Genomic DNA, 25,797 nt, shown 5'->3' on the forward strand with positions numbered 1-25,797 from the left:
GTTCAAACTGGATGGTGTTGAAATCAGTCTGGCGGATGGTATTGCCAACGGTACGATCAGTATCAGTAATTTGAGTGGCGATAACGATGATTTCATCAATGAAGCTGGTCACCTCCAATCCCGCGATGTAGACACTCGCGACTACACCACAATCGATATAGATATGCCGTTTACCACGCTTGAAGTCCTTTCTTCTGGTCATTCAGGTGGCATTAGCTACGAAATCTATGTTGATACCACGCCAGTCGTACCTGCTGATGGAAACGACACGATCTATGGCCAAGCTGGCGATGACATTATCGATGGCGGTTCAGGTAATGATGATCTGAACGGTGGTGCTGATAATGACACCATCGAGGGTGGCTATGGGAATGATGTTGTTCATGGCGATGAAGGTGATGATTTACTCTTTGGTAATGAGGGTAATGACAAACTCTATGGTGATGAAGGACAGGATGTGATCCACGGCGGCGCGGGAAGCGACGTGATTAACGCAGGTGAAGGTAACGATAGAGCGTTTGGTGGTGATGGTGATGATCGCATTATCGGTCGTTGGGGTGATGACACCCTGAAAGGCGATGGCGGGAATGATCTTATTCGTGGCGAATGGGGTCAAGACCGTCTCTTTGGCGGCACGGGTAACGATGAACTTTACGGTGGTGGCGATTATGATGTCATCAAAGGTGAAGAGGGTGATGACCTCATTGTTGGTGGTGAAGGCAATGACTATCTGTGGGGTGGCGAAGGGAGCGATGTTTTTTATTTTGATACCTCAGCAAATGGTGGTAGCGACAATATCTTTGATTTTGAAAAAGGTGTCGATGTTATTGAAATCCACGGCTCGTATTCAACGGGTATGAATGATGTGACGTATTGGGCGCATGATGCCAATACCACGGCGTTCCATTTCGGTAACTCAAACTCTTCAATTGTCCTTCACGATTTCTCAATCGATCAGGTCAGTGCGGACATCTTCGATTTCACATAAATAATGATCTTTTGTTAACATCCCTCTTTGGCACCAAGTGATTGGTGCCTTTTTTTGTGCTGCGCGAATACAGCTCAATGGCTTTTTCCAAGCTCAAGGTTTTGTGGGCAGCTAAATTGCCTTGGTTGATGCGTGATCGGATCGATAAACGCCACTGACTTTGCCAGTAGTTGCAAGGGGGCGTCGAAGTTATCCGCAGAGAGTGACTGTAACATCGGGTAGTATTTGTCGTTCAATATTGGCCAACCCAATGATTGCATGTGAACACGCAGCTGGTGGGTTTTCCCTGTCACAGGGTGCAACTCAAACAATGCTTTTGATTCAGATTGTTGGATGCATCGGATCACTGAATGGCTGTTTGCATCTCCTTCCGTCACCACCATTCGAAAGCGCGGTTCAGACTGAACGATACGATTTTTAACCTCCCATTCTTGGCCGACAATGTTTTCTCCCTTGTTCAGTTGAGCAACGGCTTGGTAGGTTTTGTGTATCTGCCGGGTTTCGAACAGGTGATGATAGTGCTGGCGGCTTTCGGGGTTTATGGAAAACATCACCAAGCCTGCGGTTACCCTGTCTAAACGGTGCAGTGCCTGCAAGTCTGACAAACCTGTCCGCTTTCGTAGTCGGTTCTGAAGACACTCATTCACAAACATGCCACCGGGGGTGACCGCGAGAAAATGCGGTTTATATGCCACAACAATGTGCTCGTCTTGGAACACGATGTCTTCTTTGAAGGGAATATGGGGTTCGCTTTCCACTTCGCGGTAATAGTAGATACGTTGCTGGGGCTTAAACGGTGACTGTTCGGTGACGAGCGTACCATTGTGATAATGCACTTTTCCGTCACTCACGCGCTGATGCCAAACCTGTGCGTCAATGAAAGGAAATTTGATGATGAGATATTCCAATACCGTCTCGACCCCTGGATTGGTTTGCGGCAAGCTCAATGTGGAAGGTTGCTCTGAAATGCTCATGATGGGTCGTCTACTGGGGATGGCCAGTGATTATAGTGGATGTAGGCACTCAGAGTAAGAGGAAGCATACCTTACGAATCAACCTTTGCTTATCTTCGCTTTTGAGGCAATAAGCCTTGATTAATCTGGTTGATTATTAACCTGATTTCTGTCGGAGGTGACGACATGACGAAACAAAGTTTGGGATTTAATCATGCATGCTAAAACAATAAAACTTGGGCTTTTCGCGGCGGCCGCGATGAACATTGGCGGTGTGCTGATTTTTTCTCGCGCGTTCACCAATACCGCCATCAACGATGCTGACCCCGTTGTGATGTCGAATTTTGGCTTGTTGATGATCGCGGTATGGGGACTTGCTTACCTTGGTACGGCATTCATTCATTCAAACATCAAATGGCTGGCGGGAGCCTTTGCGATAGAAAAGTTGGTGTATGTCGTTGCTTGGATCAATTGGGTGTCAGGCAACAGTTTAAGCACTGTGTATGATGCGGATTTGTTCGCGGGGGCTTTCTATACAATCTATGGGCTTAACGATTTTGTCTTTATGATTTTCTTTTCCTGGGTGTTTACGTCGCAACGCAATGCGCACCAATAGTTGTCACAAGAGCCTCAACACTGCGCCGATTTAACGCGGTGTTTTACAATGGGTTGATACCCAAAAATACAGATACTTCTGTCAGCATTTATTATGCTAATCGATATGTAAAACAATCCACTGAACCAATTCTTACACCCATAGAACCAAACTCCTTTCTTGGAAGAAAGGTGGCATTGCGTTTGGGCTTTTTGACTGCACACTGAACCTTATCCTCATACGGGGTTGCCCTCTCTTTTTACTACTGTTATGGGAAGGCAAACGAGTGTAATAACAATCACATGGAGTGATGATGACAGAATCAGTTCCTACGTTGGTGACATACGCGGTTTTAGGGTGGATGGCGCTTAACGTTATTTTTTACGTGTCGGAAAAATGGATGGTATTTTCCGACATCATTTGGATTCTACTCGCAGGCATTGCTTATGGGTGGGTGTCGACCAATCCAGAATCAGGTTTGCCAGAATTGGTGATGGATCCCGATGTTGTTTTGTATGTCTTTGTGCCGCTTTTGATCTTCGCATCGACCAAGAAAATGTGTTTGTTCCATTTCAGGCCCATCATCGTGCCTGCTGTCATTGCAGGAACGCTTGGCATTGTGGTGAGTATGTTGACCATAGGGTTGGCTATCCACTGGTTGTTGGATGTTGCGTTACTGCCCGCAATGCTGTTTGGCGTGATCATTTCAGCGACCGATCCGCTCGCGGTCAGTGCTCTGTTTAAAGGCAACGAAAGCATCACTGAAAACCAAAAACTGTTAATAGAAGGTGAGTCGATCCTCAATGACGGTTTCGTTGTCACCGTGGCAGGCATACTCGCATTGCTGATTTTCAGCATGACCAGTTTCAGTGTGGTTGATACCAGTGTGAGCTTTGTAACACACATTACGGGTGCGCTGATCAGTGGGGCAGTACTCGGTCGATTAGCCCGTTTTATTCTTCGATTAATGCACACGTCGCACTACATACTCACCACCAATATCACGCTCGCCCTTGCTTACGGCAGTTTCGTGGTGGCAGAAACCCTGCATTTTTCTGGCATTTTGGCGGTGTTCGCCGCAGCGCTCGCGTATGGGTATAAACCAGACAAAGACAGAGCCAACCGCCTCGCGGAAGAAAGAGTATGGGAATACCTCGATTATGCGGCAAACGCTTTGCTGTTCTTCTTGCTCGGTACCAGCTTCTTTGCGTTGACTGCAAATACAGACTTACCCGTTAGCCATACGTTGTTAGCGATAGGGTTGTTGTTCGCAGGGCGTTTTGTGGCGCTTTCTGTGTTGAAACCAGTGATGCGCGTGGAGGGCATGCGCCTTTCGATGAATGAGTTTTGGCTACTGAATTTCTCTGGGGCACGCGGTGCGGTGTCGGTAGCGCTTATTTTGCTGCTGCCTGCGGATTTTCAGTATCAATCGCTGTTCTTGTCGTTGGCGTTCGTCATGATTTTGTTCTCTCTGCTTGTGTATCCACTGGTCACGGTTCGGATTTTGTCAAAAATGACACGCTGATTCATCGATCGATAATCCCAAACAACGATAAAGGCAAACGCATTTCTGTGTTTGCCTTTTTTGTTTCTGGCGAATTCTCAAGCTATGTCCATTCAAAGCTATGTCTATTCAAACCTATAGTCATTCAAAGCGATGCCCATCCAAAAGATAATGTTTAGTGGCCTAAATGATGCGCGATTGTAAAATTCCTAGCCTTTTACCCTAAAGTTATAACTCACTGAAAAATCGTAATTTAAATTCATTTGTTCATATTTACAAACAGTTATGACACTAACTTGATTTTGACAAAGGGTGTCTTATTTGTAAGTCTGTTTTTAATTGAACGATCAATCAAAAAAAATTCGACTACATTTACTATCGATGGTTCGTCGATCTTAGAATGGAAATATGATCGCTTAAGGACGAAGACCAAGGAGGGTTTGAATGCCAAAAGTAGGAATGCCGGCAATACGTCGTCCCCAGTTAGTGGAAGCCACCATGGCTGTTATTGATGATGTGGGACTTGCAGGCGCAAGTGTCTCGCTGATCAGCAAAAAAGCCGGTGTGTCGGCGGGAATCATCAATCACTACTTTGGCGGTAAGCATGGCTTGATGGAAGAAACCATGCGCTCCGTACTTCGCCAACTCTCTAGTGGCGTGCAACAACGATTGAGGTTGGTTGACAGAAGCGATCCTAAAGGGCGGATCCTTGCGATTGTCGAAGGGAACTTCGATGGCAATCAAGTGAATAGCAAAGTCACCAAAACATGGCTCGCGTTCTGGGCCCATGCCATGCATGAACCTGCGTTATTTCGTCTTCAACGTGTCAATGCTCAACGTCTTCTCTCACACCTGACTCTCGAACTCAAAATGCTGATGCCAGCCGAACGCGCTGCGTTTGTCGCGCAAGGTATCGCCGCAATGATCGATGGCATCTGGCTTCGCGGCGCGCTAAATCCTGATGGAATTGCCCCTAAATCTGCCGTCGCTGCCATCGAAGATTATCTCGAACTTCAGTTACAACACGCGTCTAACGCGTCACCTTCTTATCCAGACCAACAAGGTAAAAATTAAATGGATACTCAACAACTTTATATCCACGGCGGTTACGTAGACGCGACCTCTGGTGAAACGTTCCAAACACTCAACCCTGCAACCAATGCGTCATTAGCAGATGTGCAACAAGCCAGCCAAGCGGATGTGGACAAAGCGGTTCAATCAGCATGGGAAGGCTTTCAAGTGTGGTCAGCAATGAGCGCGCCTGAACGTCGCACCATTTTGAATCGTGCCGTAGCCATCCTTCGCGAACGTAATGACGAACTGGCAGCCTTGGAAGTATTGGACACGGGTAAGCCGATTCAAGAAGCCTTGTATGTTGACGTGGTGACAGGCGCGGATGTGATTGAGTATTACGCCGGTCTGGCGGTATCTATACAAGGTGAACAGCAAAGCTTGGGCGAAAACCAATTCTTCTACACGCGAAAAGAACCGTTGGGCGTGTGTGCAGGTATCGGCGCGTGGAACTATCCAATTCAAATTGCGATGTGGAAAGCGGGTCCAGCACTTGCCGCGGGGAATGCCATGGTATTCAAACCGTCGGAAGAAACGCCTTTAACGGCGTTGAAATTGGCGGAAATCTTTACCGAAGCGGGCATGCCCGATGGCGTGTTTAATGTGGTGCAAGGTGACTACCGTGTGGGTCAAATGCTGTCACGTCACAAAGACATCGTGAAAGTCTCGTTCACGGGCGAATGCGGCACGGGTAAAAAAGTCATGGCCGATGCAGCAGGCACGCTCAAGCCTGTCACCATGGAGCTAGGCGGTAAATCACCCCTGATCGTGTTTAGTGATGCCGAACTGGATAACGCCGTCTCCGGTGCCATGTTGGCGAATTTTTATACCCAAGGGGAAGTGTGCACCAATGGTACACGCGTCTTTGTGCAGGACGACATTTACGATGCATTTGTAGAGCAGCTTAAAACGCGTACGGAAAAACTGATCGTCGGTGACCCTAGCCACCCGGATACACAAATCGGCGCATTGATTTCAAAAGACCATCTTCAAAAAGTGCTTGGCTTCATTGAGCAAGGCAAACAATCCAATGCCCGTCTGTTAACTGGCGGCTACCAAATCACGGAAGGGGATTTGGCGAACGGCAACTTTGTCGCGCCGACCATTTTTGCTGAGTGCGACGACGGCATGCCGCACGTTGAAAGTGAAATCTTTGGCCCCGTAATGTCTGTTTTACGATTCAGCGATGAACAGGACGTGATTGCGCGTGCCAATGACACCCACTATGGCCTCGCAGCAGGTGTGTTCACGACGAATTTCTCTCGCGCCCACCGAGTGATTGCCAAGCTTCAAGCCGGCATTTGCTGGATCAATAACTGGGGTGCGTCGCCAGCAGAAATGCCTGTTGGTGGCTATAAGCAGTCAGGGATTGGCCGTGAAAATGGCGTCCAAACACTGAGCAGTTATACCCAAACCAAGAGCGTGTATGTCGAGCTTGGGGATGTGGACAGCCCTTACGCGTAGACCCGAGTCAGTAAAGGAATTGAACGATTCATGAGTAACACTGAATTTGATTACATTGTTGTTGGCGCAGGCTCTGCGGGCTGCGTGCTGGCGGATCGGCTGACGGCGTCTGGCTACCACAAGGTTTTATTGTTGGAAGCGGGTGGCACGGATAGAAGCATTTTTATTCAAATGCCGACGGCACTGTCGTATCCCATGAACACGGAGAAGTACGCTTGGCAATTTGAGTCGCAGGCCGAAGAAGGGTTGGATGGGCGAAAGCTCCATTGTCCACGCGGTAAAGTACTGGGTGGCAGCTCTTCCATCAATGGCATGGTGTATGTGCGAGGCCACGCCCACGACTTTGATCAGTGGGAAGCAGATGGCGCAAAAGGGTGGAACTACTCATCTTGTCTGCCATATTTCAAGCGTGCGGAACATTGGTCGGGTGGCGCAAATGAATATCGTGGCGGGGACGGGCCTGTTGGAACCTGTAACGGTAATGACATGGCATTGAACCCGCTATACCGCGCTTTCATCGATGCAGGAGAACAGGCTGGTTACCCTGTCACGGATGATTACAACGGTTATCAGCAAGAAGGCTTTGGCCCGATGCACATGACGGTCGATAACGGTGTGCGTGCTTCAACGTCGAACGCCTATCTTCGCCCTGCTTTGAAGCGTTCTAACCTGACCCTGATTAAAGGCGTGACGGTCAACAAAATTATTCTGGCGGGAAAAACCGCCGTCGGTGTGAGCTACAGCAAAGGTGGCCAGACGGTTGAGGTGCATGCCAACAAAGAGATCATCAGTGCTGCGGGTTCGATCGGTTCGCCGCAATTGCTGCAATTGTCAGGCATCGGCCCAAAAGCGGTGCTTGAAAAAGCAGGGGTCGAGGTAAGCCTCGATTTACCCGGTGTCGGCGAAAACCTGCAAGACCACCTTGAAGTGTATTTCCAATATCACTGCAAGCAGCCGATCACGCTTAACGGCAAATTGGGGCTCATCAGCAAAGGTTTGATCGGCACACGTTGGATCTTGTTCAAAGACGGTTTAGGTGCAACCAATCATTTTGAATCGTGCGCATTTATCCGCAGCCGCGCGGGCATAAAATGGCCGAACATCCAATACCATTTCTTACCAGCAGCCATTCGATATGACGGTAAATCTGCCGTTGAAGGGCATGGCTTCCAAGTGCACGTTGGACCTAACAAACCTGAAAGCCGCGGGCATGTGCGTATTACGAGCGCCAATCCTGCTGACAAGCCAGAGATCGTTTTCAACTACATCAGCACAGAACAAGACAAACAAGATTGGCGCGATTGCATTCGTCTTACCCGTGAAATTCTCTCACAGCAAGCGTTCGATGCCTTCGGTGACGGCGAGATCCAGCCGGGAATGAATGTAAATACGAATGAAGAGATAGATACCTGGGTGAAAGCAAACGTGGAAAGTGCTTATCACCCATCCTGCACCTGCAAGATGGGCGCAGACAGCGATCCGTTTGCGGTGCTGGACGAGAAACTCCGCGTGCGCGGTATTGAAAACCTCCGTGTGGTGGACTCTTCCATCTTCCCTACTATCACGAATGGCAACCTTAATGGCCCAACCATTATGGTGGCGGAGCGTGCATCAGACATCATCTTAAATGATGACACTTTGTCGCCTGCTGATGTGTCGGTATGGCAAGACCCGAACTGGCAAACCAAGCAGCGCCTCTTTCCGCTGGATGAGCATGAAGAGAAATAACCCTGATCTGCTCAATCATTGGCTAATTGAATTTAACAAACCGCAATTAGGAAAATATAAGAATAAGAGAACACCTGTAAACGTCAGTAAAAAAGGAGTGGATGCCGCAATGATGTTGCATCCTCACACTCAAAAAAGGAAAAGGAACGTAATGATGGATAACAAACAGACCAAACGACTAACAGGGCTGAGCCTCGCACTTGCAGCAACCATGGCTGCTGCACCTGCAATGGCGAACCAATGCGATGTTGTGCGTTTTTCTGATGTAGGTTGGACTGACATTACTGCGACCACAGCGGCGACAACGCTTGTACTGCAAGGTATGGGATACAAGACCGACATTCAGTTGCTCTCAGTACCTGTTACCTATACCTCGCTGGCAAACGGTGACATCGATGTTTTCCTGGGCAATTGGATGCCAACCATGGAAGGCGATATCGCTAAATACCGCGATGCGGGCACGGTTGAAACCGTAAACATGAACCTTGAAGGCGCAAAATACACCCTTGCTGTTCCTAAGTATGCGTTCGAAGGTGGCGTGCAAAGCTTTGAAGATATCGCAAAACACGAAGACAAATTCAAAGGCCGTATTTATGGCATTGAGCCGGGTAACGACGGTAACCGTCTTATCCAAGACATGATCGATGCAGATGCGTTTGGTTTGGAAGGGTTCAATCTGGTCGAGTCGAGCGAAGCGGGCATGTTATCGCAAGTAAAACGTGCTGTACGTCGTGACCAATGGATTGTGTTCCTTGGTTGGGCGCCGCACCCAATGAACAGTAACTTTGAGTTGGAATATCTGGCCGGTGGTGATGACTACTTTGGCCCGAACTACGGCGGTGCCAATGTCTTTACCAATGTGCGTAAAAACTATCTCAGTGAGTGCCCGAACGTAGGCAAACTGCTCACCAACCAAAAGTTCTCGCTAGCGATGGAAAACGACATCATGAACGGCATTTTGAACGATGGGGATAAGCCTGAAATCGCGGCACAAGAGTGGTTACAAGCGAACCCAGACGTGTTGAATGCATGGTTAGATGGCGTTAAAACTGCTGACGGCAAAGATGCGTTGGCAGCGGTAAAAGCGCATTTAGATATCCAGTAATCATCGTTGTGTCTCCCGTCCGCAGTGATTGACGGGAACAAAGGGTAGGTGGCGCATGTGCATTTTCTCTGCGTCGCCGCCCACACCATGATGGATTTTGGAGTACACATGAACTGGATTACAGACAATAAAATTCCACTCGGCAGCTACATGGAAACCGGTGTGGATTGGCTAACGTACAATGCTTCTGGCTTTTTCGACGCGCTCTCCGTGTCGCTAGAATGGTTGATTCTCTCCCTTGTTGACGTCATGCAATGGTTTCCGCCTTATGTGCCCATTGCACTGACCGCCGCCATTGCGTGGTTGCTTCACCGCAGCGTGCCATTGGTCGCTTTCGTTGTGGTCGCACTCTTATTGATTTTGAATCTCGGTTATTGGCAAGAAATGATAGAAACCTTCGTGCTGGTACTCACCGCCACGTCACTTTCTGTCGCTGTGGGTGTGCCCCTTGGCATATTGGCTGCACACCGTCCTTGGCTGTATACCTTCATGCGGCCCGTGTTGGATTTGATGCAAACCATCCCAACGTTCGTTTATCTGATCCCGACCTTGGTGTTATTCGGTCTTGGCGTTGTACCGGGTTTGATTTCGACGATCATTTTTGCTATTGCCGCGCCGATTCGCCTGACATATCTAGGCATTCGCAGTGTGCCTGAAGAATTGATTGAAGCGGGGAAAGCGTTCGGCGCAACCCCGTCAAAATTGCTCTACAAAGTGGAACTTCCTGCTGCAATGCCAAGCATCATGGCGGGGATCACCCAGTGCATCATGTTGTCACTGTCTATGGTGGTTATCGCCGCACTTGTGGGTGCGGATGGTTTAGGTAAGCCCGTGATTCGCGCGCTTAACACGGTGAACATTTCACAAGGTTTTGAAGCGGGTCTGGCGATTGTATTGGTGGCGATTATCCTCGACCGTTTGTGCAAAGCACCTGCATCTCAAAACAAGGAAGGCTAAGCATGAATGCACTTACGATTAAAAACCTCGATGTGGTTTTTGGGCAGTCTTTGGACAAGAGCCTCGCCTTGTTGGATGAAGGAAAAACGCGTCAGGAGATTCAAGAAGCCACCGGTGATGTTGTGGGCGTACACAACGCCTCGCTCACCGTTGAGAAAGGCGAGATCTGTGTCTTGATGGGCTTGTCCGGTTCGGGAAAATCGAGTTTGCTGCGTGCTGTGAATGGCCTGAACCCTGTAACGCGTGGCTCGCTTGAAGTGAACTTGGGCGAAGAACAAGTAAACCTTGCTGGCATTGATGAGAAATCGCTGCGTGATCTGCGTTCACACCGGATCTCCATGGTGTTTCAAAAGTTCGCCTTAATGCCGTGGTTAAGCGTGGTAGATAACGTCGCTTTTGGTCTTGAAATGCAAGGCATGGGAAAAGCAGAACGACGTAAGCATGCAGAAGAAAAACTGGAACTGGTAGGCTTGAGTGAGTGGAAAGACAAATTCCCGCACGAGCTTTCTGGTGGCATGCAGCAGCGTGTTGGTTTAGCGCGTGCCTTTACCATGGACAGCGATATTTTGCTGATGGATGAACCGTTTTCGGCGCTGGATCCGCTGATTCGTAATCAGCTTCAAGATGAGCTGATTGAGCTTCAACGCAAGCTCAACAAAACCATTGTGTTCGTAAGCCACGATTTAGACGAAGCACTGAAAATCGGCACTAATATCGCCATCATGGAATCGGGCAAGATCATTCAACATGGCAAGCCAGAAGACATCGTGCTTCGTCCTGAGAATCAGTATGTAGAAGACTTTGTCGCGCACACCAATCCGCTTAACGTGCTGCGTGGTCGCTCCCTAATGACATCGCTTAGCGACCTTACACGTGTTGGCGACACCTTAGTGTTAAAACGCCATGAACAGACGGTGTTGAAAACCAATGAGCAAGGGCTGGTGGTTCGAGCTCAACGCCAAGAGCAAGATTTACCCTTGGTGAAGTGGAGCAAAGGCGACAGCATCGAGGCATTGGCTGTGGATTCTGTGGTGCTTGCATCGGCAGATATATCTATGCGTCATGCGCTCGAAATTCGCTATCAAACCGGTCAGCCAGTGTTGCTGAGTGAAAACGAGAAAGTGATTGGCGTGCTGTGTGATAACGACTTTTATCATGCACTGCTCGGCAAGCATTTCTCACAAGCGGCTTAGCCGCCAGCAGCCTGACTAATCTGCGAAATAGTCATGAAATGAGGTACAGACACATTGGATGTCTCTACCTCATTTTTTTGCTTTGCAGCCTGTTGAAAGTGGAACTGGCTCGCCTTATCTAGCATCTTTTGGTGTCACGAATCACCTTTGCATATGGGAAGTAACGCGTCCTTATATTAGGATTTGTTAACGTAAATCACCCCGTTAACGTTTATCTTTTGAGGTAGCCCGGATGACCGCCGTTTTCATTGTGTCACTCATGCTTAGCGTGTTCTTTATCTTCGCGAGTTCAATCAAAATTCTTGGTTGGCAGAAGACGATTTTTGATACGCAATTGGTGTTTTTTGAAAAATATGGATTGAGCCGTCAGATCATGTTTTTGGTAGGGTGCATTGAATTGTTTGGTGCGGTGACGATTTTATCGTCGGGAATGATAGGGGTTATTGGTGCGGCCAGTTTACTTGTCACTTCAGCGGGCGCAATTTGCTTCCACGTGCGTTTCGATACGTGGAAAGACGGTATTCCCGCCATCGTGACGTTGTTGTTATCAAGCTTTGTGCTGTATGCAAAATTGAATGTGCTGTGACTTGTGCGTAGTGTGGTCAGAGACGGATCTTTTCTCACACTCACCATTTAGGGATAACACGCAGCAATGGATATAAATGACCTGCCATTTGGCACTACGGATTGGAAAGCAATTACGCCCACTGAACATCAAGGTGAAACGGGCATGGCTTACTGGCGCACGCAGCACTTTGGTAATATGCGCGTTCGCATGGTGGAGTACTCTGCAGGTTACTTGGCTGACCATTGGTGTTCGAAAGGGCACATTCTATTTTGCTTAGAAGGCGAATTAGACACGGAGCTAGATGATGGACGTACTTACACCCTAACAAAAGGCATGAGCTATCAAGTGGCAGATAATGCCGAGGCGCATCGTTCTTCGACCAAGCTTGGCGCGACACTCTTCGTGGTTGATTGAATGTTCATGGCGTCACTGAGAGCGTGACTACCGATATCGCCTCTTTGAAGCAGAGAAACAAAGGGAAGCAGAGACAAAAAAGGCACCTTCTCGGTGCCTTTTTCAGCCGTTACTTACCGCAACATTTCTTGTATTTCTTTTCGCTTCCGCACGAACATGGGTCGTTACGGTTTGGCGTTTTATCAAACACTGTGGTTTGAGGTTTTGCCAATAGCGTTTCCAACTCAGTGATTTCTTCTGGCTGGTCTGCATCGACGGTGATGGACACGAATAGCTCGCTTTCAAGCGCGATGGCTTCAAGCTCTGCTTTGCGTTCTTCCGTTTGCACCGTTAGCGTTAATGGTAGGTCTTCTGAACCCGGTTTTGCAGCACGCTTAGTGTTATAACCAAAACTTTGATACTTTGGTTTTTTCTCGATTCTGCCTTTATAGAAAAACTTAGACATGGGATTTTTCCGGGTTAGTTAAATGCGGAGTGAGGTTATACAGCAAAATGCCCATCGAAGAAACGGAATCTAATACCTAGATGGGCAATACCTGTATTTAATTTGGTTTAATTGCCTGCTTAAGCGCTTGAAAACGGGCGCTATCGCGATTGTCTTCAGCACATACGCTCAGTAAATCATCAATAAAGAAGTCTAGTGCGCGTTGTTCGATTTGCTTGATTTGGCTCTGCTGTTTGTCATCTAGCATGTGGTACATACTCGCCGCGCCGAAGTCACCAAAGAGGATGTTGGCCTCTTCGTCAAACAAGGTGTTATGGGCGTACAAATCGCCGTGACACACTTGATTGGCGTGCAGGTGCTCAAACACATCACGCATCTGCGTCACGACGGCATCTATCTGCGCAATGGACAGGGTAAATCCTGCAGGAAAAGTGTCGCGTGTGCAGGTGTCAAAATTCGGTGGTAAACCAAGATTTTTATAATGCGACGGGATCAGGTTCATGATCAGGGCAAGGAAACCAGGTTCGTTGACCTGCGCCAGTGATTGAACCAGGTTCGGGTGATTGCCGACTTTCAAACAGGCGTTGAGTTCATCCTGCGGGTAACCATCACTGGTCACTTCGCCTTTGAAAACTTTCACGGCAATGTCGTCTTGGAAGTCTTGCTGGGCCTCGTTCCATACCGCTTTTGAAATAACCCCAGATGCACCTTGCCCCAATACGTTTTGTAGCGTAAAGCGAGAAGAAGCGACATGGGGTACTGAATCAACACTGATGTCAGAACGGCAGAATGGGTTGCCTGCAAATGCGAACCACGCCAGTTTTGGTAAATCCAACAATTGGTCTGGGCACTCGGTGAGTTGGTTTGCTGAGATGCGGAGAAGCTCAAGGTTCTCCAAATGGCGCATCGTCTGCGGCAATGAGGTTAAGCGGTTTCCTGCCAACGCGAGCTTTTGCATGCGCGGACGCAGGCCCAGTGAATCCGGTAAGGTTTCAATACGGTTATCCGTTAGGATCAGCCAACGCAGTTTTGGCGGTAAAGCATTCTCAGGAATATGCACAATCTGGTTGGTCTTAAAGCCAATCATTTCGAGTTCAGGGCAGCGGCCTAGAGCTTCGGGCATGGTGTCAAATTGGTTGTTTGAGGCAAAGAAGATTTTCAGTTTATGCAGCTGTGCAATGTCATCGGGAAGCGAGGACAACTGGTTATTGGACAGATCCAGTATTTCCAAACTGTCGGCAAGAGACAAGATCTCGAGGGGAAACTCGGTAAGGTTTTCTGACAGTGTAAGGCGCGTCACGCCTACGAGTTCGCCGGCACGTAGCTGAGAAAGAGAATGCAAAATGAAAATCCATAGTAGCGGTAAAACAATCGGCGCTTAGTCTACAAGAAAGTGATTCAAATCGTTAGAGGTTCTGTGTGGGCTCTCGCAAGGTTCGTATCCGCCCGTTTTTTGCTATGTGCTGAATCGCTCTTTCAAAAGCCTGTAGAAACCACAGAGAACCTGAGATATGGACGATACAATGAATCGCTCTCACAATTAAAGCGTGGCCTGTTTTCATCAGGCCACGCTTTAACCGAAACGCATTGATAGAAGGTTAAACCTCATAATGCTTTGTTCTGTATTGCAATGAGTAGGATTGATTAAGGCGTAATGTCCACTTCAATCGTGCCCAGATATGTTGCGGTCAGCTGTACTTTGTCGCCAGCTTGCAAGTAGCGGTTATCCGCAAAGCTCTCTGCGATATATTCCTCGAGAATATAGTCAATGGGCCCTGACTCTACGAAAGAGAAGGTGGCTAACCACTTCAATGATTTCACTATTCGATAGCCCCAGCCTGGAGTGTTGTAGATCACGCCAGCGGGTGTGCCCGTCACGATATTTTGATCGCTGGTGATCGCAGTGCCTTCAAACAACACCACGTCTTGATCCTCATAGCGCCATAGCGGTAATGCTCCAGAAGACAATATCATCGTGATGAGGTCTTTAGGTGAGCGAAGCATTTCTTTGGCTTCGGCTTGCTGTCGTTGTTGACCATTTACGTAGGTGGACAAAGAAATGTCGTTTAAAAATGTTTGCCAGTTTTTGGGAACCACAATGTAGGGACCTGTAGGAAAGCGTTTTTCACCACTTTTGGCATCACTAAACCCATGCCCTGATGTCACGTTATCAACGTCGATCTTGCGCAGCAGCTCGGCGCGATCTGTGAAATCACCACAGACAAATAAACCGACATAGCCTCCGACCTGTTCTGGTCTCTCAAGGTTGTCCACCCATCGCATACAAAGCTCAACTTCATAATCGAGTAACACATCCGATTGATAGCGGATTTGAGAGTAGCTAGGCGTTGCTTGCGCGAATTTAGGGAATAGGAAAACCTCGTCAATGTCTGCTTCTTCACCATGTTCGGCATAGTTAGTGCCCGCAGCAATGTGTGCGTTACCGTCGCCACCGGCTGCGAGCAACGTTTGATAGTCAATGACCGTAGAAGGGATAGCCTTAAAGCTGCTTTCTATTTCTTCGTAACCGTATTGTTTCAAGAAATTGAGAGGGTCGTCGGGAAAATAGTCAAAGTGCTCACTAATGTTCTTCGCTGTGACCTTATTTTGCATAACTTGTTGTACTAGATACGTGTTTTTCTCCCCCGAAGGTGCCATCACTTGCGCTAACGTCAGCGCAGTGTTGGGAGAGGCAATGTCGTTGGCACTGGCGATGTTTATACAAGCTAATGCGAACAAGCTGGTGATACAAAACGGTGTGAATGGGATTTTCATGGCGTTCTCCTTTGTGTGATGTTGTTAGGTTAAGCGCTTGAACGTCACAAGTGTGTCACTAGAGGTTGCAGTAATAACAACCACCCTAAGCCCATGTTTTGATTGTTTGATAGAGGATAATTATGCGAATTCTTGTTGCCGAAGATAACCATGCCGCGGCACAGAACTTAGCGGATTATTTGACCTTGGTGGGTCATGATGTTGATTTTGCTTACCATGGTGCGAGTGCATTGCAATTACTCAATGCTCACCGATTCGATTTGATTATTCTCGATATCATGATGCCTGTAATGGATGGGCTAAAAGCGTGTGATGAGATACGCGCTGGTGAACATGCAGAAACGCCCATTATCTTCGTCACTGCGCGTGACACGTTGGACGACAAATTGGCGGGATTTAAAGCCGGGGCTGACGATTATCTTGTGAAGCCCTATGCGGTTGAGGAGCTACACGCGCGGATACAAGCCTTAGAGGCAAGAAATCAGCGCAGGATGAGCCCAGCACTGAATTTCGGTGCTTTAACGTTTGATTTTGCGACTGATTTGGTCTGTGTAGAAGGCAAACCTTTGTTGCTTGACCCGACGCAAAAGCGCATCGTGCGTTTGCTGTTGAGCCGAGCGCCAGCCCTTGTGGCTAGCCAAGATATTGCCTACGACATATGGGGAGAAGAGGAGGTAGACAGCAGTGCACTGCGAACACAAATTTACCGTCTGAGAAAAGCCCTGCCGGAAGGGATGTTGATCACTGAGCGCGGTAAAGGATATCGACTCAATGCTGGTTAAAGCCCGTCATACCTTTAAACGCTGGTACACTAGCCATATTCGCCATCAAGTGTTTGTGATTATTAGCGTGTTAATGTTGTTGGTCGTGCTAGCGATAGGCATCATTTCTTGGGCTGCCACGGAAATTGCTGCGGATAGCTTTATCAACCAACGTGCCACGTTGATGCAAAGGCAGTGGATGCAATCCTCCATTCAGCTCGGGGCTGCCGCTAATATTACTTCGCCATACCTTGCGCTTTACTCGGGTGATGACAACACCATCCCAGACTTCCTCAAAGGTATCGACACCTTAGGTGTGAAAGAATTTGAACTCAGCAATGCGCATGTGGTGACGTTTCTTTCTCCCTTTAAAAGTGACTGGCTGCATTTTGTATATTTTCCTGATAAAGACCCTGAAATGGTGAATTACGGCCAAGGCGTTATGGCGTATGTCGCGTACATGATGTTATTGGTTTTCGCCTTGGGGCTGGTGGCAGCGCATCTGATTTCTCGTCACTTTAGTTTACCTATCCTGGGACTGGTTCAACAGGTTCATCAGTTGCCTGAGGATGGGGCAAGTATAAAGAGGCGGGCACGAAATGATGAAATTGGCGCCCTTCAAAATGCCTATCAGAATGCTTACTTGCGGATCCAATCTTTTCTTGAGCGAGAAAAACAATTCACGCGGTTTGCCAGCCATGAATTGCGCACGCCCGTTCACGTGACGAAAGGCGCTGTAGAGTTGCTCAAGATGATAGAAGGGGACGAAAAAAAGAGAAACATCCTCAGTCGTATTGAGTTGGCCAATCAGGACATGGAAAAGCTGATCAATACGTTTTTGCTTATCGGCCGAGAGGAGATGGGCCAGCAAAATAGGGTGTCACTTGGAAATATCATCAACGAAAGTCTTTCGCGACATCACTATTTGTTGTCGGATAGACATATCGATGTGATGCGAACCATCGAATCCGATGTGATCGTTGCTGAAGATTTTGCGAAGGTTGTGTTGGCGAACCTTGTTCGCAATGCGTTTAGTTATTCACTCAGCTCGGTGAGGGTTGCGTTAGAGGGACGGCGGTTAGTTATTCAAAATGATATTAGCGAGGCTGCTCAACATGGTTTTGGTCATGGCGAGGAAATCGTAAAGGTGGTTTGTCGAAGCGCAAATTGGCGTTACCATTTTCGGATTGCTTCCTCAAAGGCGACGGTGGTGATCTACTTTTGATGCCGCACTGACATCCCTTTCTCATTGGGTAATTTACGGTGATTTATTGGTGACATGGTTGTGACATAAGGAAGGATAGAGTGAACAGCATCATAAACAAACAAGGATGCTGCTATGAAAACTGTCCCAAGCTTTTCACCAACCACAACCAACAAACGTCCTCTGAAAGGCAATGCCTCATCTCCCGTGCTCACCACGTACGGTCAAACTGCAAAAATGTTCTCGATAATTTGCTTATTGACCAGCCCCTTCGTGACAGCAGAAGACTCTGTACCCCAAGGTTTTTATGGGTCTGTGAGCTTGTTTACGGGGTTCAGTGGAACCACATCGCCGCTGAGCACGGATTCAGATGCTGTTATCAGTGAGTATTCGACATCTGAAAACAACAGTGAAGTGGTGGTCATTCCCTTTTGGGATGTGAAATATCGTCTAAATAGTACCAGCGAGTTGTATATTGAAACCGACATCGTTGGTATGGCGAGCGATTTCTACCTCAACGCAGGATACCGCCATTACTTGAAAGATGATTCCTATCTCGCTTTGGGTATTGTGCCGGGCTTATTGGAAAAAGAGGTCTGGAAAAACCCCTATCTGCTTAATACTCAGCGTGAAACGACAAAAGCCGCTGTTCGTGGCGTGATAGCCAATTATAACAAGCTATTGGGCTCTGATTGGTCTGTTGAACTCGCACGGGGTGAGTTCAACGTTGATGAAGACACTACCGTTGCTGAACTCCAGCGTGATGCGACGCTCAGCTATGCAGAGCTGAGCTATGACATGCAGCTTAATCAACAGTGGGGCGTTGAATGGGTTGGCCATTATTTGGATATTCAGTCAGACGTTAGTGCCCCTGATAGTCAACGTTATGGCATGGATGTTGAGACACAATATCGTACAGGTCGACATGTGGTGATGGCGGGGGTAAGTAGCGGTCAGCAGAACTTTGATAAAGAATTAGCGTTGTTTGGCCGTACCCGTAAGGATGACAGATTCGGATTGTCCGCAACCTATGTTTACGCCTCTCCATTCAATATCGACAGTACATTAATGATTGTTCGAGGCGGTTGGGATCATGTTAATTCGAATATTGATGTTTACGACAGTGACAATTACTTGGTGACGATAGGCATGCAATATCAGTTTTGAATATGTTGGTAATAACTCAATATTTACGGTTTAACGAAAAAAGCCCGGTGACTTCGCCGGGCAGTCCCTAGCACTCTATCTTCATATTCCAATTTGCATCGTTACTTGCATTTCCTTTGTCTATTTTTATTGTCTTAATGCCTTGGAATTCATAGGTTGATTTTACAATCTTGCGAAGGCTCTCGCACCTTTACATCCTCCTGCTATTTCTTACTTTTTGAGATTAGATCTTATATCGATGGTCTTTTAAGCTTGTTTCGGTTTTTCGAAAAAATACCAAGTAGAAGAAGGAAAGCAATGTGTACTTAGAGAAGGATTTCTCGCTACAAAACGGTGAATTTACCGTCAGAAAAGATTCCTACTCGATTCGTAAAATCTCTGCGATTAAAGTCGAGAAAACCTCATGGGTGGGTAACGTGCTGCAGGTGGCATTCTGGGTGTTTATTTTCTCGTTCGCCGTTTGGCTTGCCTGGAGCCAATTTGATAACCCGGGGACGTTTTACCTTGCCATTGTTCTGTCGGTAATGGGTCTTATGCTTGGCGTAAAATACACCAACAAATATGCACTTAAAATTGAATTTCAACACGGTGATGGAACGGGTCGCCAGTGGCTTACCGTGGCGCGATGCCGGACGGGGAAAAGCCTTGCGGTGTTTGACCACCAAGTCACGAAATTGTCTAAGGTGATATGACATTTTGTTGTTCTTGGTATCAGGCAAACTTGAATGAGAAAGGCCGCCTGTTGAGTTGTTGATAATTGACTTAAATAAGCCCGCCTAGGCAGGCTATGTTGTGTGAGTTTTGTCGCTAGTGTTCGGGCTGCGCGATGTGCTCAACAATATCAATGCGCATGCCTGCTGGGTCTTCAACCATGAAGTGTATTTGGCCCCATTCTTCTTCTTTTATCGGCATCACAATGTTTAAGTTCATGGCGTTGGCTTCAGCAAAAGCGTTTGCCGCGTCTTGCACTTCCAATGAAACAACAATGCCTTCTGCTGCCATCTTGGTGTGGAGAACATCCGGCTGAGTAGGATGGTTGGGTATAAGAAAGCCGAGTTGGACGCCCGAGGAGGGAGACATTAAATGAAGGTAGAACGAAGGGTCATAAAACACCGCTTCAAACCCAAATGCGGAAACATAAAATTGCTTAATAGCCGCTAAATTTGGTGCGACTACTACGGGGAACATCGATTGGAACTCAATCATCTTCTTTGTCCTTTTTGATTAACAATCACTGAGTGTTGATCAAAAAGGCTTGTCGTTATTGTACAAAACGGACAAATCAAACAGCGCGTTCGGCTTTGCGCCTGACATTCGCTTAAATTCACGGATGAAATGCGATTGGTCGTAGTAATTGTCTGTCCAGAATGCTTTTCGCGGCTGTGTTTTGAGTCGGTCTAATGCATGTTGAAAGCGCATGACTCTTGTGAAATCTCTTGGGGAAAGACCAAAGTGAAGCTGAGTCAATCGGCGAAGCTGACGCGCAGAGAGGCCAAATTCTGAGCATGTTTTCTCTGATAGATCGATATTGGAAGAAACGTGTTGGTGTGAATAGCGCACAAAGCGCATAAGACGGCGATCAACGTTTGGTTGCCTCGACGCGTTTAGCAAAGCGGTTGAAATGTGTTGGCATCGTTGTTCAAAGGGCAGGTTAAGTCGCGTTAAGTCTTGAAGAGCATCGATTACGCGCGTTGGTATAACGTCGGCATTTCGCGTGTCGTTGGAAAGTAAATCCCATTCTTCAAGTGGTGTTGAAACAATGGCCTTGTGTCCTAGGAGCCTAAATCGAATGCCAAAGTAAGCCTCTGGGCCTGTCAGCTCAAAAACGACAGCTGATGAGTAGGGTGTCACGATGAATATGTCGTCCGCGTTCCTCAGATTAATAATCACATCAACGCAATTATCAGGCATGCTTCGATAACAATAGCGCCCAAGCGGCACGTTCAACTGCCAGTAATGTTGTACCCAACGGCTTAGTGGTGCAGATGGTGCAAAGGTAAAATACCCCTGATCTTGCAATACGTTGCCTTGAATTGGGTGATAGTTAATCTCTGGTAACATCGTGTGTTATTGCTGCCTCAATACGTTTACTCAGTTCACAGTATAGAAGGTTATGCTCAGCGAAAACGCAGGAGAGTGTCAGCGTTTAATCCCCTTTATCTTCCGACGAGATTCCGCGTCATTTTGTCTGCAATGCGCGTGAACGTGTCCCATTCTTCTGCAGAAACGTCTTCCGACAGTGCCTCAAACACCTTGATGTCTATGCCTGAAATCTGTTCAAGGATCTTTTCTCCGCCTTCTGTTAATCGCAAGCGTTGGCTGCGTTTGTCTTCGGGATTGGGTTCTTTTTGAATCAAATTTTGCTCGATCAGTGCATTCAATAAACGCGTGACTTGCGCTTTATCTCGGTTCAGCAGATGGGCGATATCGATGGCCGTGGTGTTTTTTTTCATACGAATGATTTTCAACACGCGCACATTCATTGGCGCAATGCCCAGTTCTAATTCTTCAATATTTTCAAGCATCTTACGTTTAAGTGCGTGCGCCAGTTGAAACAGACTGTCGAGCGATTTTTGATCTGACACGAGCATAGCCCTCAAATAAAAAAGGTTGATAATATCAACCAAGATCCAGTATGGTTGATATTATCAACTTAATCGAGCGCCACTTCAAGTCAGGAGCAAACCATGAACGCACAAGATGTGATGTCACCCCCAGTACAAACGCCAGATGAAAACAAAGCGAAGACGCCTTTGTATCAAAAAATCCTGGTTGTACTTTGTATGATGACCTTCATGGGCGGCACGCTGACGGGCGTGATGACCTACATGAATCTCGGCTATACAGGCACTTTTTTCACTGACTGGGGCAGCTCGTTTCTTTTGGCTGCAACCACAGTTATGCCGGTGGGTTTTTTATTGATGGCGTTACTGACAAAACTTTCTCATGCGTTGCTTCCCAATACACATGATGTAAAGCGTAACTTGCTGGAGGGTGTGAGCATGGCGCTGATCATGGAATCCGGCATGGCATTCACCACCGCGATCAACAACGTTGGCTTTGAACAACAGAGCGTATTTTATCAGGCTTGGCTAGACGCCGTTATGGCGGCATTGCCCGTCGCGATCACCTTGATGCTCATTATTTCGACGACGGTGAAACCCAAGATTGAACGTTTTCTAAAAAGTTAAATTTGCAAAGGACATAACCAAGCTGCTTAAAAATCCATGCCGGTTTAAGAATCAAAGAGAGATAGACGATGACTTCTACAAGAAAAAACAAACGCTACCGCATTACCATTGAAGCGCTGGATAGCGATAGAGAGGGTGGTCAAACAATGGAGTTTGAGCACACTGATAGAGAAGACATGTTCAACGTCGTTGAGAAACTAAAGGAAGGAAGTGGTTTGGACGCTTCGGTTGCGACCAAAATGGGCGTGGCACTGCGTTTGATAGGTCCAACCATGATGGAGCACCATAAGCATCCACTGTTCGCTGATTTCATGCCGCACTTCAAAGCCTTCATGCTGAACTTGAAAAGCACGGTCAAAGGCAATCAATAAGCCTTACGGATGTCATCTGAAAGAAGGGTTTTAAATCCTACTAATGCGCGATATTGGCGGAAGGAAAGGGACGATATGATGTTGCGGTTCGTTGAGTTCAAGCTGATGACTAAGGCTTAGACACGCGATCTTAGCGAACGAATGGAACTCCGTTCATAAGTAGATCCCTTATTCGACACGATTCGTGCAGATGATGTGAGGTTATTCTGATCTTAGTGTTAAAGCGCCAAGGAAACTTGGCGCTATTTTTTCGTTTCTAACGTTCGATGATTAGTGCTTTTTAGGGCCATTACGGACAAGGTCTTTGCCGTTATCGAACACGTCTTGCGTTACCCAACGCGCCAAAAGCAGTTGGTGGTCGTCACCTAAAACGGCAACAAAAGGGCGGCCATCTGAGTTATTGGTGGCTAGCGCGACGCCTGCGACGTCTTTTAGTCCCAAACCACCATTTTCGACAGCGATAAGGAAGGTCTCAAGATCTTGTAGGTTGTCGATGATATCGGTTTCATTGTACATGTGTTCAACACTCTTTCTGTGTTTCGAAGTTCTGTAATCTGATTATTTCACGGCATGCGAAGTGAGGCAATCCGGCGTTTCTCTTCAACACCGATTCTTTCATCACGCCTTCTTTTTTAGCTTATTCCTTACTCAGTCGCGCGGTTATAGCTGTATTTTTTCTAGGGTGACATCCTACTCATTACTCTATTTATACCGAATCTTGTACGTGCCTATAAGGATGAGAGGAATTCGTCCTTATGCGCAATATTCGCTCCCTGATCTGAACGATAGCATGAGAAATCGCTGCATAACTGATCCTCAAACATCGGTGGTGATAGCGATGAGCAGTGAATCTTAACAATAAATACAGGGAGTATTAGCACGATGAAGACTCATGCAAATTGTTTATTGCCGCTCGGTTTGGCGGTGATGTGTGCAAACGCGACGGCGGCAGTCACTTTGTACGAAGACGACACACACTCTGTCAGCACGGACTTGTTAGTGAATGTGTTTTATACCCACTCTAGTGTTGACCGTTTGGCGGATTTTAACGATGCAAACAGTGGCACAGTGAGCCGAGACCAATCGCGTGTTCGTGTTGGCTTTCTGCCTAATTACATTGGGTTTAATTACAACACCGAAACCGATGATGGCTTGAAAATCGGCGCGCGTTCATCGTTCTGGGTGACATTGAATGACACAGACACTCAACGTGGCGCAGAAGGTTTGGGCACACGCTCGGGTATCGACGTACGTCAGTTTTACGCGACGGTCGATGCAGACTGGGGGCAGGTCTTGCTCGGCAAAGATTTTGGTTTGTTTTCGCGCAGTAATATTCTGACGGACGAACTGTTATTGGGACACGGTCAGACGAGTGATTTCTATGGATTGATTGATGGCGGTAACGTGTCGTTCGGGAACATTGGGTCGGGTTACACCTATCCGTTCCCGAAAGCACAAATTACGTATCGTAGCCCAGACATGTCGGGTGTTCAGATCGCTATTGGTGTCATGGACCCGAACAAGAAAAGTGCAACCAGCTCAGAAGATAATCCGCGCTTTGAAAGTGAAATCACATACAACAATACGTTCGATGCCGTGGATTTTAAGGCCTATATCAATGGTGTGACACAAAGCTCTGAAGACAGTGCTGGCAAAACCGATTCAAACGGTGTCGGCGGTGGTATTCGCGTGGGTTATGCCGGCGCAGCGTTTAACGCTTCTGGCTTTAACACGGAAGGTTTAGGAGATGTTGCGGGTTTAGATACATTGATTTCAAATGAGCAAACCGAGTCGGAAGGGTACTTACTGCAAGGGTCTTACTCTTTTGATGCGGAACGTTTTGTACTGTCATACGGCAAGACAGAAGTTGAAACCCAAGGAAAGACCTCATTGGAGTACGAGAACTATGCCGTTGCTTGGTTTCATACAGTGAATGCGAATCTGAGCTTGGTGGGTGAATACAACCGTACCGAAGTAAACGAAGGTCGAACGGAAGAAAATAATACGTTTGCTATTGGTGCCGTGGTCACTTTTTAATTCATCGCCCTCAGCGGTGTATTGTTGCTACCGCCCAATGGCGATTGAGTCCTTTTTCCCTGCCCATCAATTTGAGACACAAATCGTGCAGATGATGTGAGGTTATTCCGTGTTATGTGTCGCAAGCGCTAGGCGAGGTTTAGCGCTTGTTTTTTATTCTTTGGGGGGAATAAGCGATGGCGTATGGGTCTCGTTGATACATTTACCCACCATATTCTTTTAACCCTACATGCTCTTTCAACCCAACATACTTCTTCAACACAACATACTCTTCCTACTCAAGATACCCCTTCGTACTATTTCTCACAAAGCTCTCTCTGATTTCGCACATCTTTCTATCGTCGGAATATTTTGGCGTGCCGTCGGTTCTGTTTCTATCTAACGCGTAGAAAACGAAAGGAAGCAAAGGATGATGAGAGTAGGTTGGAGTCCCTTGTCTGGGCTGACGCTGTTGGCGCTTTCAATGAACGTATCAGCGCAAGAAAAGTATCAGGATTTTGGGTTTGTTGGTGGTGGCGTGACCGTGGGTGAGTCGGTGTTTTCCAGTGATGGCACCAAGGCCGGTGTGGAGCCAAACCTGTTTTACAACGGTGAATACGGTTTTATTGACGGTAGCTTGGTGAACTACTCGGTGCTGCCGTGGCTGGGTATTTCCGGTCAGTGGCGATTTGCAGAAGTATCGAATGATTTCGATGATATCCCGAATGGGATTAATGATCGTGAGGGCAATGGGGAGCTAGGTATTACGCTGGGCACCGTTGGCGCGCGTTTGACCTATTTGCATGACGTGACGGGCGAGCATGATGGCTATGAAGTACAGCTTCACTTGGGGCGAGCATTTGATACGCCGTTTGAACAGTTCACACTGTCGCCGTACGTGGAAGTCGATTACCGCGATGAGAAGTTGTCGAATCATCTTTATGGTATTTCGGTAGGGGAAAGCAGCGCTTCTGGCCTTGATGCCTTTAATGCCGACAGCACGTGGGTATATAAGTCCGGGTTGATTGGTATTTATGATTTCTCTGATGCCTTTATTGGCTTAAGTAAACTTGAATTTGAACATCATGACAGTGATAGCGCCCTGATTCAGCGAGATGTGGGGTGGCAATTCAGCATTGGCGCTGCCTATAAGTTCTAGGCATCTTAGCGACTGCGAGGATGACGCTTACTTTCTACTTAAGACGAGAGGGTGAGTGCGCTTGCGTGTATTGCTGCGATCCTATGGCAATGAGCATCATGAGGTGTACGATGATGCTCATTCCATACTGATTGCAGTCATTCTGGAATGAAAATCTCAAGAAGTGAT

The 25,797-nt window shown here is 47.4% G+C and carries 27 protein-coding genes; 19 read left to right on the forward strand and 8 right to left on the reverse strand.

Translation table 11 applies throughout. The annotated features are described in order from the left end of the window. Window positions 1-988: calcium-binding protein (locus BCT27_RS24745; protein ID WP_133153400.1), on the forward strand; the 988-nt coding region annotated here is incomplete at its 5' end. A 74-nt stretch (window positions 989-1,062) separates the two neighbouring features. Here the strand turns inward: BCT27_RS24745 and BCT27_RS24750 are convergent. Beyond that, the gene (locus BCT27_RS24750) at window positions 1,063-1,962 is read right to left on the reverse strand and encodes a pseudouridine synthase (RefSeq protein WP_102397094.1); all 900 of its coding nucleotides are present in this window, start codon (window positions 1,960-1,962) and stop codon (window positions 1,063-1,065) included. 193 nt (window positions 1,963-2,155) lie between these two features. On the opposite strand from BCT27_RS24750, the gene BCT27_RS24755 reads away from it, so the two are divergent. The 10 genes from BCT27_RS24755 (at window position 2,156) to BCT27_RS24800 (ending at window position 12,540) form a co-directional block, all read left to right on the forward strand. After that, on the forward strand, window positions 2,156-2,557 hold the full coding sequence (locus BCT27_RS24755) for a hypothetical protein (RefSeq protein WP_102397095.1): 402 nt from the start codon (window positions 2,156-2,158) through the stop codon (window positions 2,555-2,557). A gap of 292 nt (window positions 2,558-2,849) precedes the next feature. After that, a complete protein-coding gene (locus tag BCT27_RS24760) occupies window positions 2,850-4,061 on the forward strand; it encodes a cation:proton antiporter (RefSeq protein WP_102397096.1) in 1,212 nt (403 codons plus the stop codon). 423 nt (window positions 4,062-4,484) lie between these two features. Next, a complete protein-coding gene (gene betI, locus BCT27_RS24765) occupies window positions 4,485-5,114 on the forward strand; it encodes a transcriptional regulator BetI (RefSeq protein WP_017010674.1) in 630 nt (209 codons plus the stop codon). Further along, complete coding sequence (betB, locus tag BCT27_RS24770; RefSeq protein ID WP_102397097.1) at window positions 5,115-6,575, forward strand: betaine-aldehyde dehydrogenase; 1,461 nt, start codon at window positions 5,115-5,117, stop codon at window positions 6,573-6,575. It begins immediately after the preceding gene. A gap of 30 nt (window positions 6,576-6,605) precedes the next feature. Next, entirely contained in the window at window positions 6,606-8,303 is a 1,698-nt protein-coding gene (gene betA / locus BCT27_RS24775) for a choline dehydrogenase (protein WP_102319372.1), read from the forward strand. A 211-nt stretch (window positions 8,304-8,514) separates the two neighbouring features. Beyond that, window positions 8,515-9,408 (forward strand): choline ABC transporter substrate-binding protein, encoded by an 894-nt coding sequence (locus BCT27_RS24780; protein ID WP_371976611.1) that lies wholly within the window; start codon window positions 8,515-8,517, stop codon window positions 9,406-9,408. A gap of 108 nt (window positions 9,409-9,516) precedes the next feature. Continuing rightward, the gene (choW, locus tag BCT27_RS24785) at window positions 9,517-10,365 is read left to right on the forward strand and encodes a choline ABC transporter permease subunit (RefSeq protein ID WP_017010678.1); all 849 of its coding nucleotides are present in this window, start codon (window positions 9,517-9,519) and stop codon (window positions 10,363-10,365) included. Between the two features lie 2 nt (window positions 10,366-10,367). Then, complete coding sequence (choV, locus tag BCT27_RS24790) at window positions 10,368-11,558, forward strand: choline ABC transporter ATP-binding protein (protein WP_102319374.1); 1,191 nt, start codon at window positions 10,368-10,370, stop codon at window positions 11,556-11,558. A gap of 232 nt (window positions 11,559-11,790) precedes the next feature. Further along, window positions 11,791-12,144, forward strand: coding sequence for a DoxX family protein (locus BCT27_RS24795; protein ID WP_102397098.1), 354 nt, complete (start codon window positions 11,791-11,793; stop codon window positions 12,142-12,144). 66 nt (window positions 12,145-12,210) lie between these two features. Then, window positions 12,211-12,540, forward strand: coding sequence for a DHCW motif cupin fold protein (locus BCT27_RS24800; RefSeq protein ID WP_102397099.1), 330 nt, complete (start codon window positions 12,211-12,213; stop codon window positions 12,538-12,540). Between the two features lie 109 nt (window positions 12,541-12,649). Here the strand turns inward: BCT27_RS24800 and BCT27_RS24805 are convergent, their stop codons facing one another. From BCT27_RS24805 to BCT27_RS24815, 3 genes are all read right to left on the reverse strand, one after another. After that, the gene (locus BCT27_RS24805; protein WP_102319377.1) at window positions 12,650-12,985 is read right to left on the reverse strand and encodes a PBPRA1643 family SWIM/SEC-C metal-binding motif protein; all 336 of its coding nucleotides are present in this window, start codon (window positions 12,983-12,985) and stop codon (window positions 12,650-12,652) included. A 97-nt stretch (window positions 12,986-13,082) separates the two neighbouring features. Then, complete coding sequence (locus BCT27_RS24810) at window positions 13,083-14,327, reverse strand: leucine-rich repeat-containing protein kinase family protein (protein WP_102397100.1); 1,245 nt, start codon at window positions 14,325-14,327, stop codon at window positions 13,083-13,085. Between the two features lie 302 nt (window positions 14,328-14,629). Next, window positions 14,630-15,760 carry a fumarylacetoacetate hydrolase family protein gene (locus BCT27_RS24815; RefSeq protein WP_102397101.1) on the reverse strand — a complete coding sequence of 377 codons (1,131 nt, stop codon included), beginning with the start codon at window positions 15,758-15,760 and terminating at the stop codon, window positions 14,630-14,632. A gap of 122 nt (window positions 15,761-15,882) precedes the next feature. Between BCT27_RS24815 and BCT27_RS24820 the strand changes: the two genes are divergently transcribed. The 4 genes from BCT27_RS24820 (at window position 15,883) to BCT27_RS24835 (ending at window position 19,584) form a co-directional block, all read left to right on the forward strand. Next, window positions 15,883-16,542, forward strand: a complete 660-nt coding sequence (locus BCT27_RS24820) for a response regulator transcription factor (RefSeq protein ID WP_102397102.1) — start codon at window positions 15,883-15,885, stop codon at window positions 16,540-16,542. Continuing rightward, window positions 16,532-17,746: a sensor histidine kinase gene (locus tag BCT27_RS24825; RefSeq protein WP_102397103.1), complete on the forward strand. Its 1,215-nt coding sequence runs from the start codon at window positions 16,532-16,534 to the stop codon at window positions 17,744-17,746. The genes BCT27_RS24820 and BCT27_RS24825 overlap by 11 nt, the downstream gene beginning before the upstream one ends. 114 nt (window positions 17,747-17,860) lie before the next feature. Next, window positions 17,861-18,892, forward strand: a complete 1,032-nt coding sequence (locus BCT27_RS24830) for a DUF2860 family protein (protein WP_102397104.1) — start codon at window positions 17,861-17,863, stop codon at window positions 18,890-18,892. A gap of 299 nt (window positions 18,893-19,191) precedes the next feature. Beyond that, window positions 19,192-19,584 carry a hypothetical protein gene (locus BCT27_RS24835; RefSeq protein WP_102397105.1) on the forward strand — a complete coding sequence of 131 codons (393 nt, stop codon included), beginning with the start codon at window positions 19,192-19,194 and terminating at the stop codon, window positions 19,582-19,584. Window positions 19,585-19,699: 115 nt separating this feature from the next. Here BCT27_RS24835 and BCT27_RS24840 read toward each other — a convergent pair whose 3' ends face one another. The 3 genes from BCT27_RS24840 to BCT27_RS24850 all read right to left on the reverse strand — a co-directional run bounded on the left by BCT27_RS24840 (window position 19,700) and on the right by BCT27_RS24850 (window position 21,477). After that, window positions 19,700-20,098, reverse strand: coding sequence for a VOC family protein (locus BCT27_RS24840; protein ID WP_102397106.1), 399 nt, complete (start codon window positions 20,096-20,098; stop codon window positions 19,700-19,702). A gap of 39 nt (window positions 20,099-20,137) precedes the next feature. Next, window positions 20,138-20,953 carry a helix-turn-helix domain-containing protein gene (locus BCT27_RS24845; protein ID WP_102397107.1) on the reverse strand — a complete coding sequence of 272 codons (816 nt, stop codon included), beginning with the start codon at window positions 20,951-20,953 and terminating at the stop codon, window positions 20,138-20,140. Window positions 20,954-21,048: 95 nt separating this feature from the next. Further along, on the reverse strand, window positions 21,049-21,477 hold the full coding sequence (locus BCT27_RS24850; RefSeq protein WP_102319462.1) for a MarR family winged helix-turn-helix transcriptional regulator: 429 nt from the start codon (window positions 21,475-21,477) through the stop codon (window positions 21,049-21,051). A 102-nt stretch (window positions 21,478-21,579) separates the two neighbouring features. Between BCT27_RS24850 and BCT27_RS24855 the strand changes: the two genes are divergently transcribed. Beyond that, a complete protein-coding gene (locus BCT27_RS24855; protein WP_102397108.1) occupies window positions 21,580-22,083 on the forward strand; it encodes a DUF2798 domain-containing protein in 504 nt (167 codons plus the stop codon). Between the two features lie 68 nt (window positions 22,084-22,151). Continuing rightward, window positions 22,152-22,454, forward strand: coding sequence for a DUF3861 domain-containing protein (locus tag BCT27_RS24860; protein WP_102319387.1), 303 nt, complete (start codon window positions 22,152-22,154; stop codon window positions 22,452-22,454). A gap of 270 nt (window positions 22,455-22,724) precedes the next feature. On the opposite strand, the gene BCT27_RS24865 is transcribed toward BCT27_RS24860, so the two are convergent. Then, window positions 22,725-22,970, reverse strand: coding sequence for a hypothetical protein (locus tag BCT27_RS24865; protein ID WP_102319388.1), 246 nt, complete (start codon window positions 22,968-22,970; stop codon window positions 22,725-22,727). A 366-nt stretch (window positions 22,971-23,336) separates the two neighbouring features. Between BCT27_RS24865 and BCT27_RS24870 the strand changes: the two genes are divergently transcribed. Together BCT27_RS24870 and BCT27_RS24875 are read left to right on the forward strand one after the other, a co-directional pair. Further along, complete coding sequence (locus tag BCT27_RS24870) at window positions 23,337-24,491, forward strand: porin family protein (RefSeq protein ID WP_102319389.1); 1,155 nt, start codon at window positions 23,337-23,339, stop codon at window positions 24,489-24,491. Window positions 24,492-24,900: 409 nt separating this feature from the next. Next, a complete protein-coding gene (locus BCT27_RS24875) occupies window positions 24,901-25,629 on the forward strand; it encodes a MipA/OmpV family protein (protein ID WP_102319390.1) in 729 nt (242 codons plus the stop codon). Window positions 25,630-25,797 lie beyond the last annotated feature (168 nt).

Origin of the sequence: Enterovibrio norvegicus (assembly GCF_002876705.1) — a bacterium.
Taxonomy (GTDB): Bacteria; Pseudomonadota; Gammaproteobacteria; order Enterobacterales; family Vibrionaceae; genus Enterovibrio; species Enterovibrio norvegicus_B.

Excerpts from the sequence above, each read along its gene's own strand:
- BCT27_RS24750 (WP_102397094.1), bottom strand. The coding sequence starts at position 1,962 with ATGAGCATTTCAGAGCAACCTTCCACATTGAGCTTGCCGCAAACCAAT.
- BCT27_RS24755 (WP_102397095.1), top strand. The coding sequence starts at position 2,156 with ATGCATGCTAAAACAATAAAACTTGGGCTTTTCGCGGCGGCCGCGATG.
- BCT27_RS24760 (WP_102397096.1), top strand. The coding sequence starts at position 2,850 with ATGACAGAATCAGTTCCTACGTTGGTGACATACGCGGTTTTAGGGTGG.
- betI (WP_017010674.1), top strand. The coding sequence starts at position 4,485 with ATGCCAAAAGTAGGAATGCCGGCAATACGTCGTCCCCAGTTAGTGGAA.
- betB (WP_102397097.1), top strand. The coding sequence starts at position 5,115 with ATGGATACTCAACAACTTTATATCCACGGCGGTTACGTAGACGCGACC.
- betA (WP_102319372.1), top strand. The coding sequence starts at position 6,606 with ATGAGTAACACTGAATTTGATTACATTGTTGTTGGCGCAGGCTCTGCG.
- BCT27_RS24780 (WP_371976611.1), top strand. The coding sequence starts at position 8,515 with ATGGCTGCTGCACCTGCAATGGCGAACCAATGCGATGTTGTGCGTTTT.
- choW (WP_017010678.1), top strand. The coding sequence starts at position 9,517 with ATGAACTGGATTACAGACAATAAAATTCCACTCGGCAGCTACATGGAA.
- choV (WP_102319374.1), top strand. The coding sequence starts at position 10,368 with ATGAATGCACTTACGATTAAAAACCTCGATGTGGTTTTTGGGCAGTCT.
- BCT27_RS24795 (WP_102397098.1), top strand. The coding sequence starts at position 11,791 with ATGACCGCCGTTTTCATTGTGTCACTCATGCTTAGCGTGTTCTTTATC.
- BCT27_RS24800 (WP_102397099.1), top strand. The coding sequence starts at position 12,211 with ATGGATATAAATGACCTGCCATTTGGCACTACGGATTGGAAAGCAATT.
- BCT27_RS24805 (WP_102319377.1), bottom strand. The coding sequence starts at position 12,985 with ATGTCTAAGTTTTTCTATAAAGGCAGAATCGAGAAAAAACCAAAGTAT.
- BCT27_RS24815 (WP_102397101.1), bottom strand. The coding sequence starts at position 15,760 with ATGAAAATCCCATTCACACCGTTTTGTATCACCAGCTTGTTCGCATTA.
- BCT27_RS24820 (WP_102397102.1), top strand. The coding sequence starts at position 15,883 with ATGCGAATTCTTGTTGCCGAAGATAACCATGCCGCGGCACAGAACTTA.
- BCT27_RS24825 (WP_102397103.1), top strand. The coding sequence starts at position 16,532 with ATGCTGGTTAAAGCCCGTCATACCTTTAAACGCTGGTACACTAGCCAT.
- BCT27_RS24830 (WP_102397104.1), top strand. The coding sequence starts at position 17,861 with ATGAAAACTGTCCCAAGCTTTTCACCAACCACAACCAACAAACGTCCT.
- BCT27_RS24840 (WP_102397106.1), bottom strand. The coding sequence starts at position 20,098 with ATGATTGAGTTCCAATCGATGTTCCCCGTAGTAGTCGCACCAAATTTA.
- BCT27_RS24845 (WP_102397107.1), bottom strand. The coding sequence starts at position 20,953 with ATGTTACCAGAGATTAACTATCACCCAATTCAAGGCAACGTATTGCAA.
- BCT27_RS24855 (WP_102397108.1), top strand. The coding sequence starts at position 21,580 with ATGAACGCACAAGATGTGATGTCACCCCCAGTACAAACGCCAGATGAA.
- BCT27_RS24860 (WP_102319387.1), top strand. The coding sequence starts at position 22,152 with ATGACTTCTACAAGAAAAAACAAACGCTACCGCATTACCATTGAAGCG.
- BCT27_RS24865 (WP_102319388.1), bottom strand. The coding sequence starts at position 22,970 with ATGTACAATGAAACCGATATCATCGACAACCTACAAGATCTTGAGACC.
- BCT27_RS24870 (WP_102319389.1), top strand. The coding sequence starts at position 23,337 with ATGAAGACTCATGCAAATTGTTTATTGCCGCTCGGTTTGGCGGTGATG.
- BCT27_RS24875 (WP_102319390.1), top strand. The coding sequence starts at position 24,901 with ATGATGAGAGTAGGTTGGAGTCCCTTGTCTGGGCTGACGCTGTTGGCG.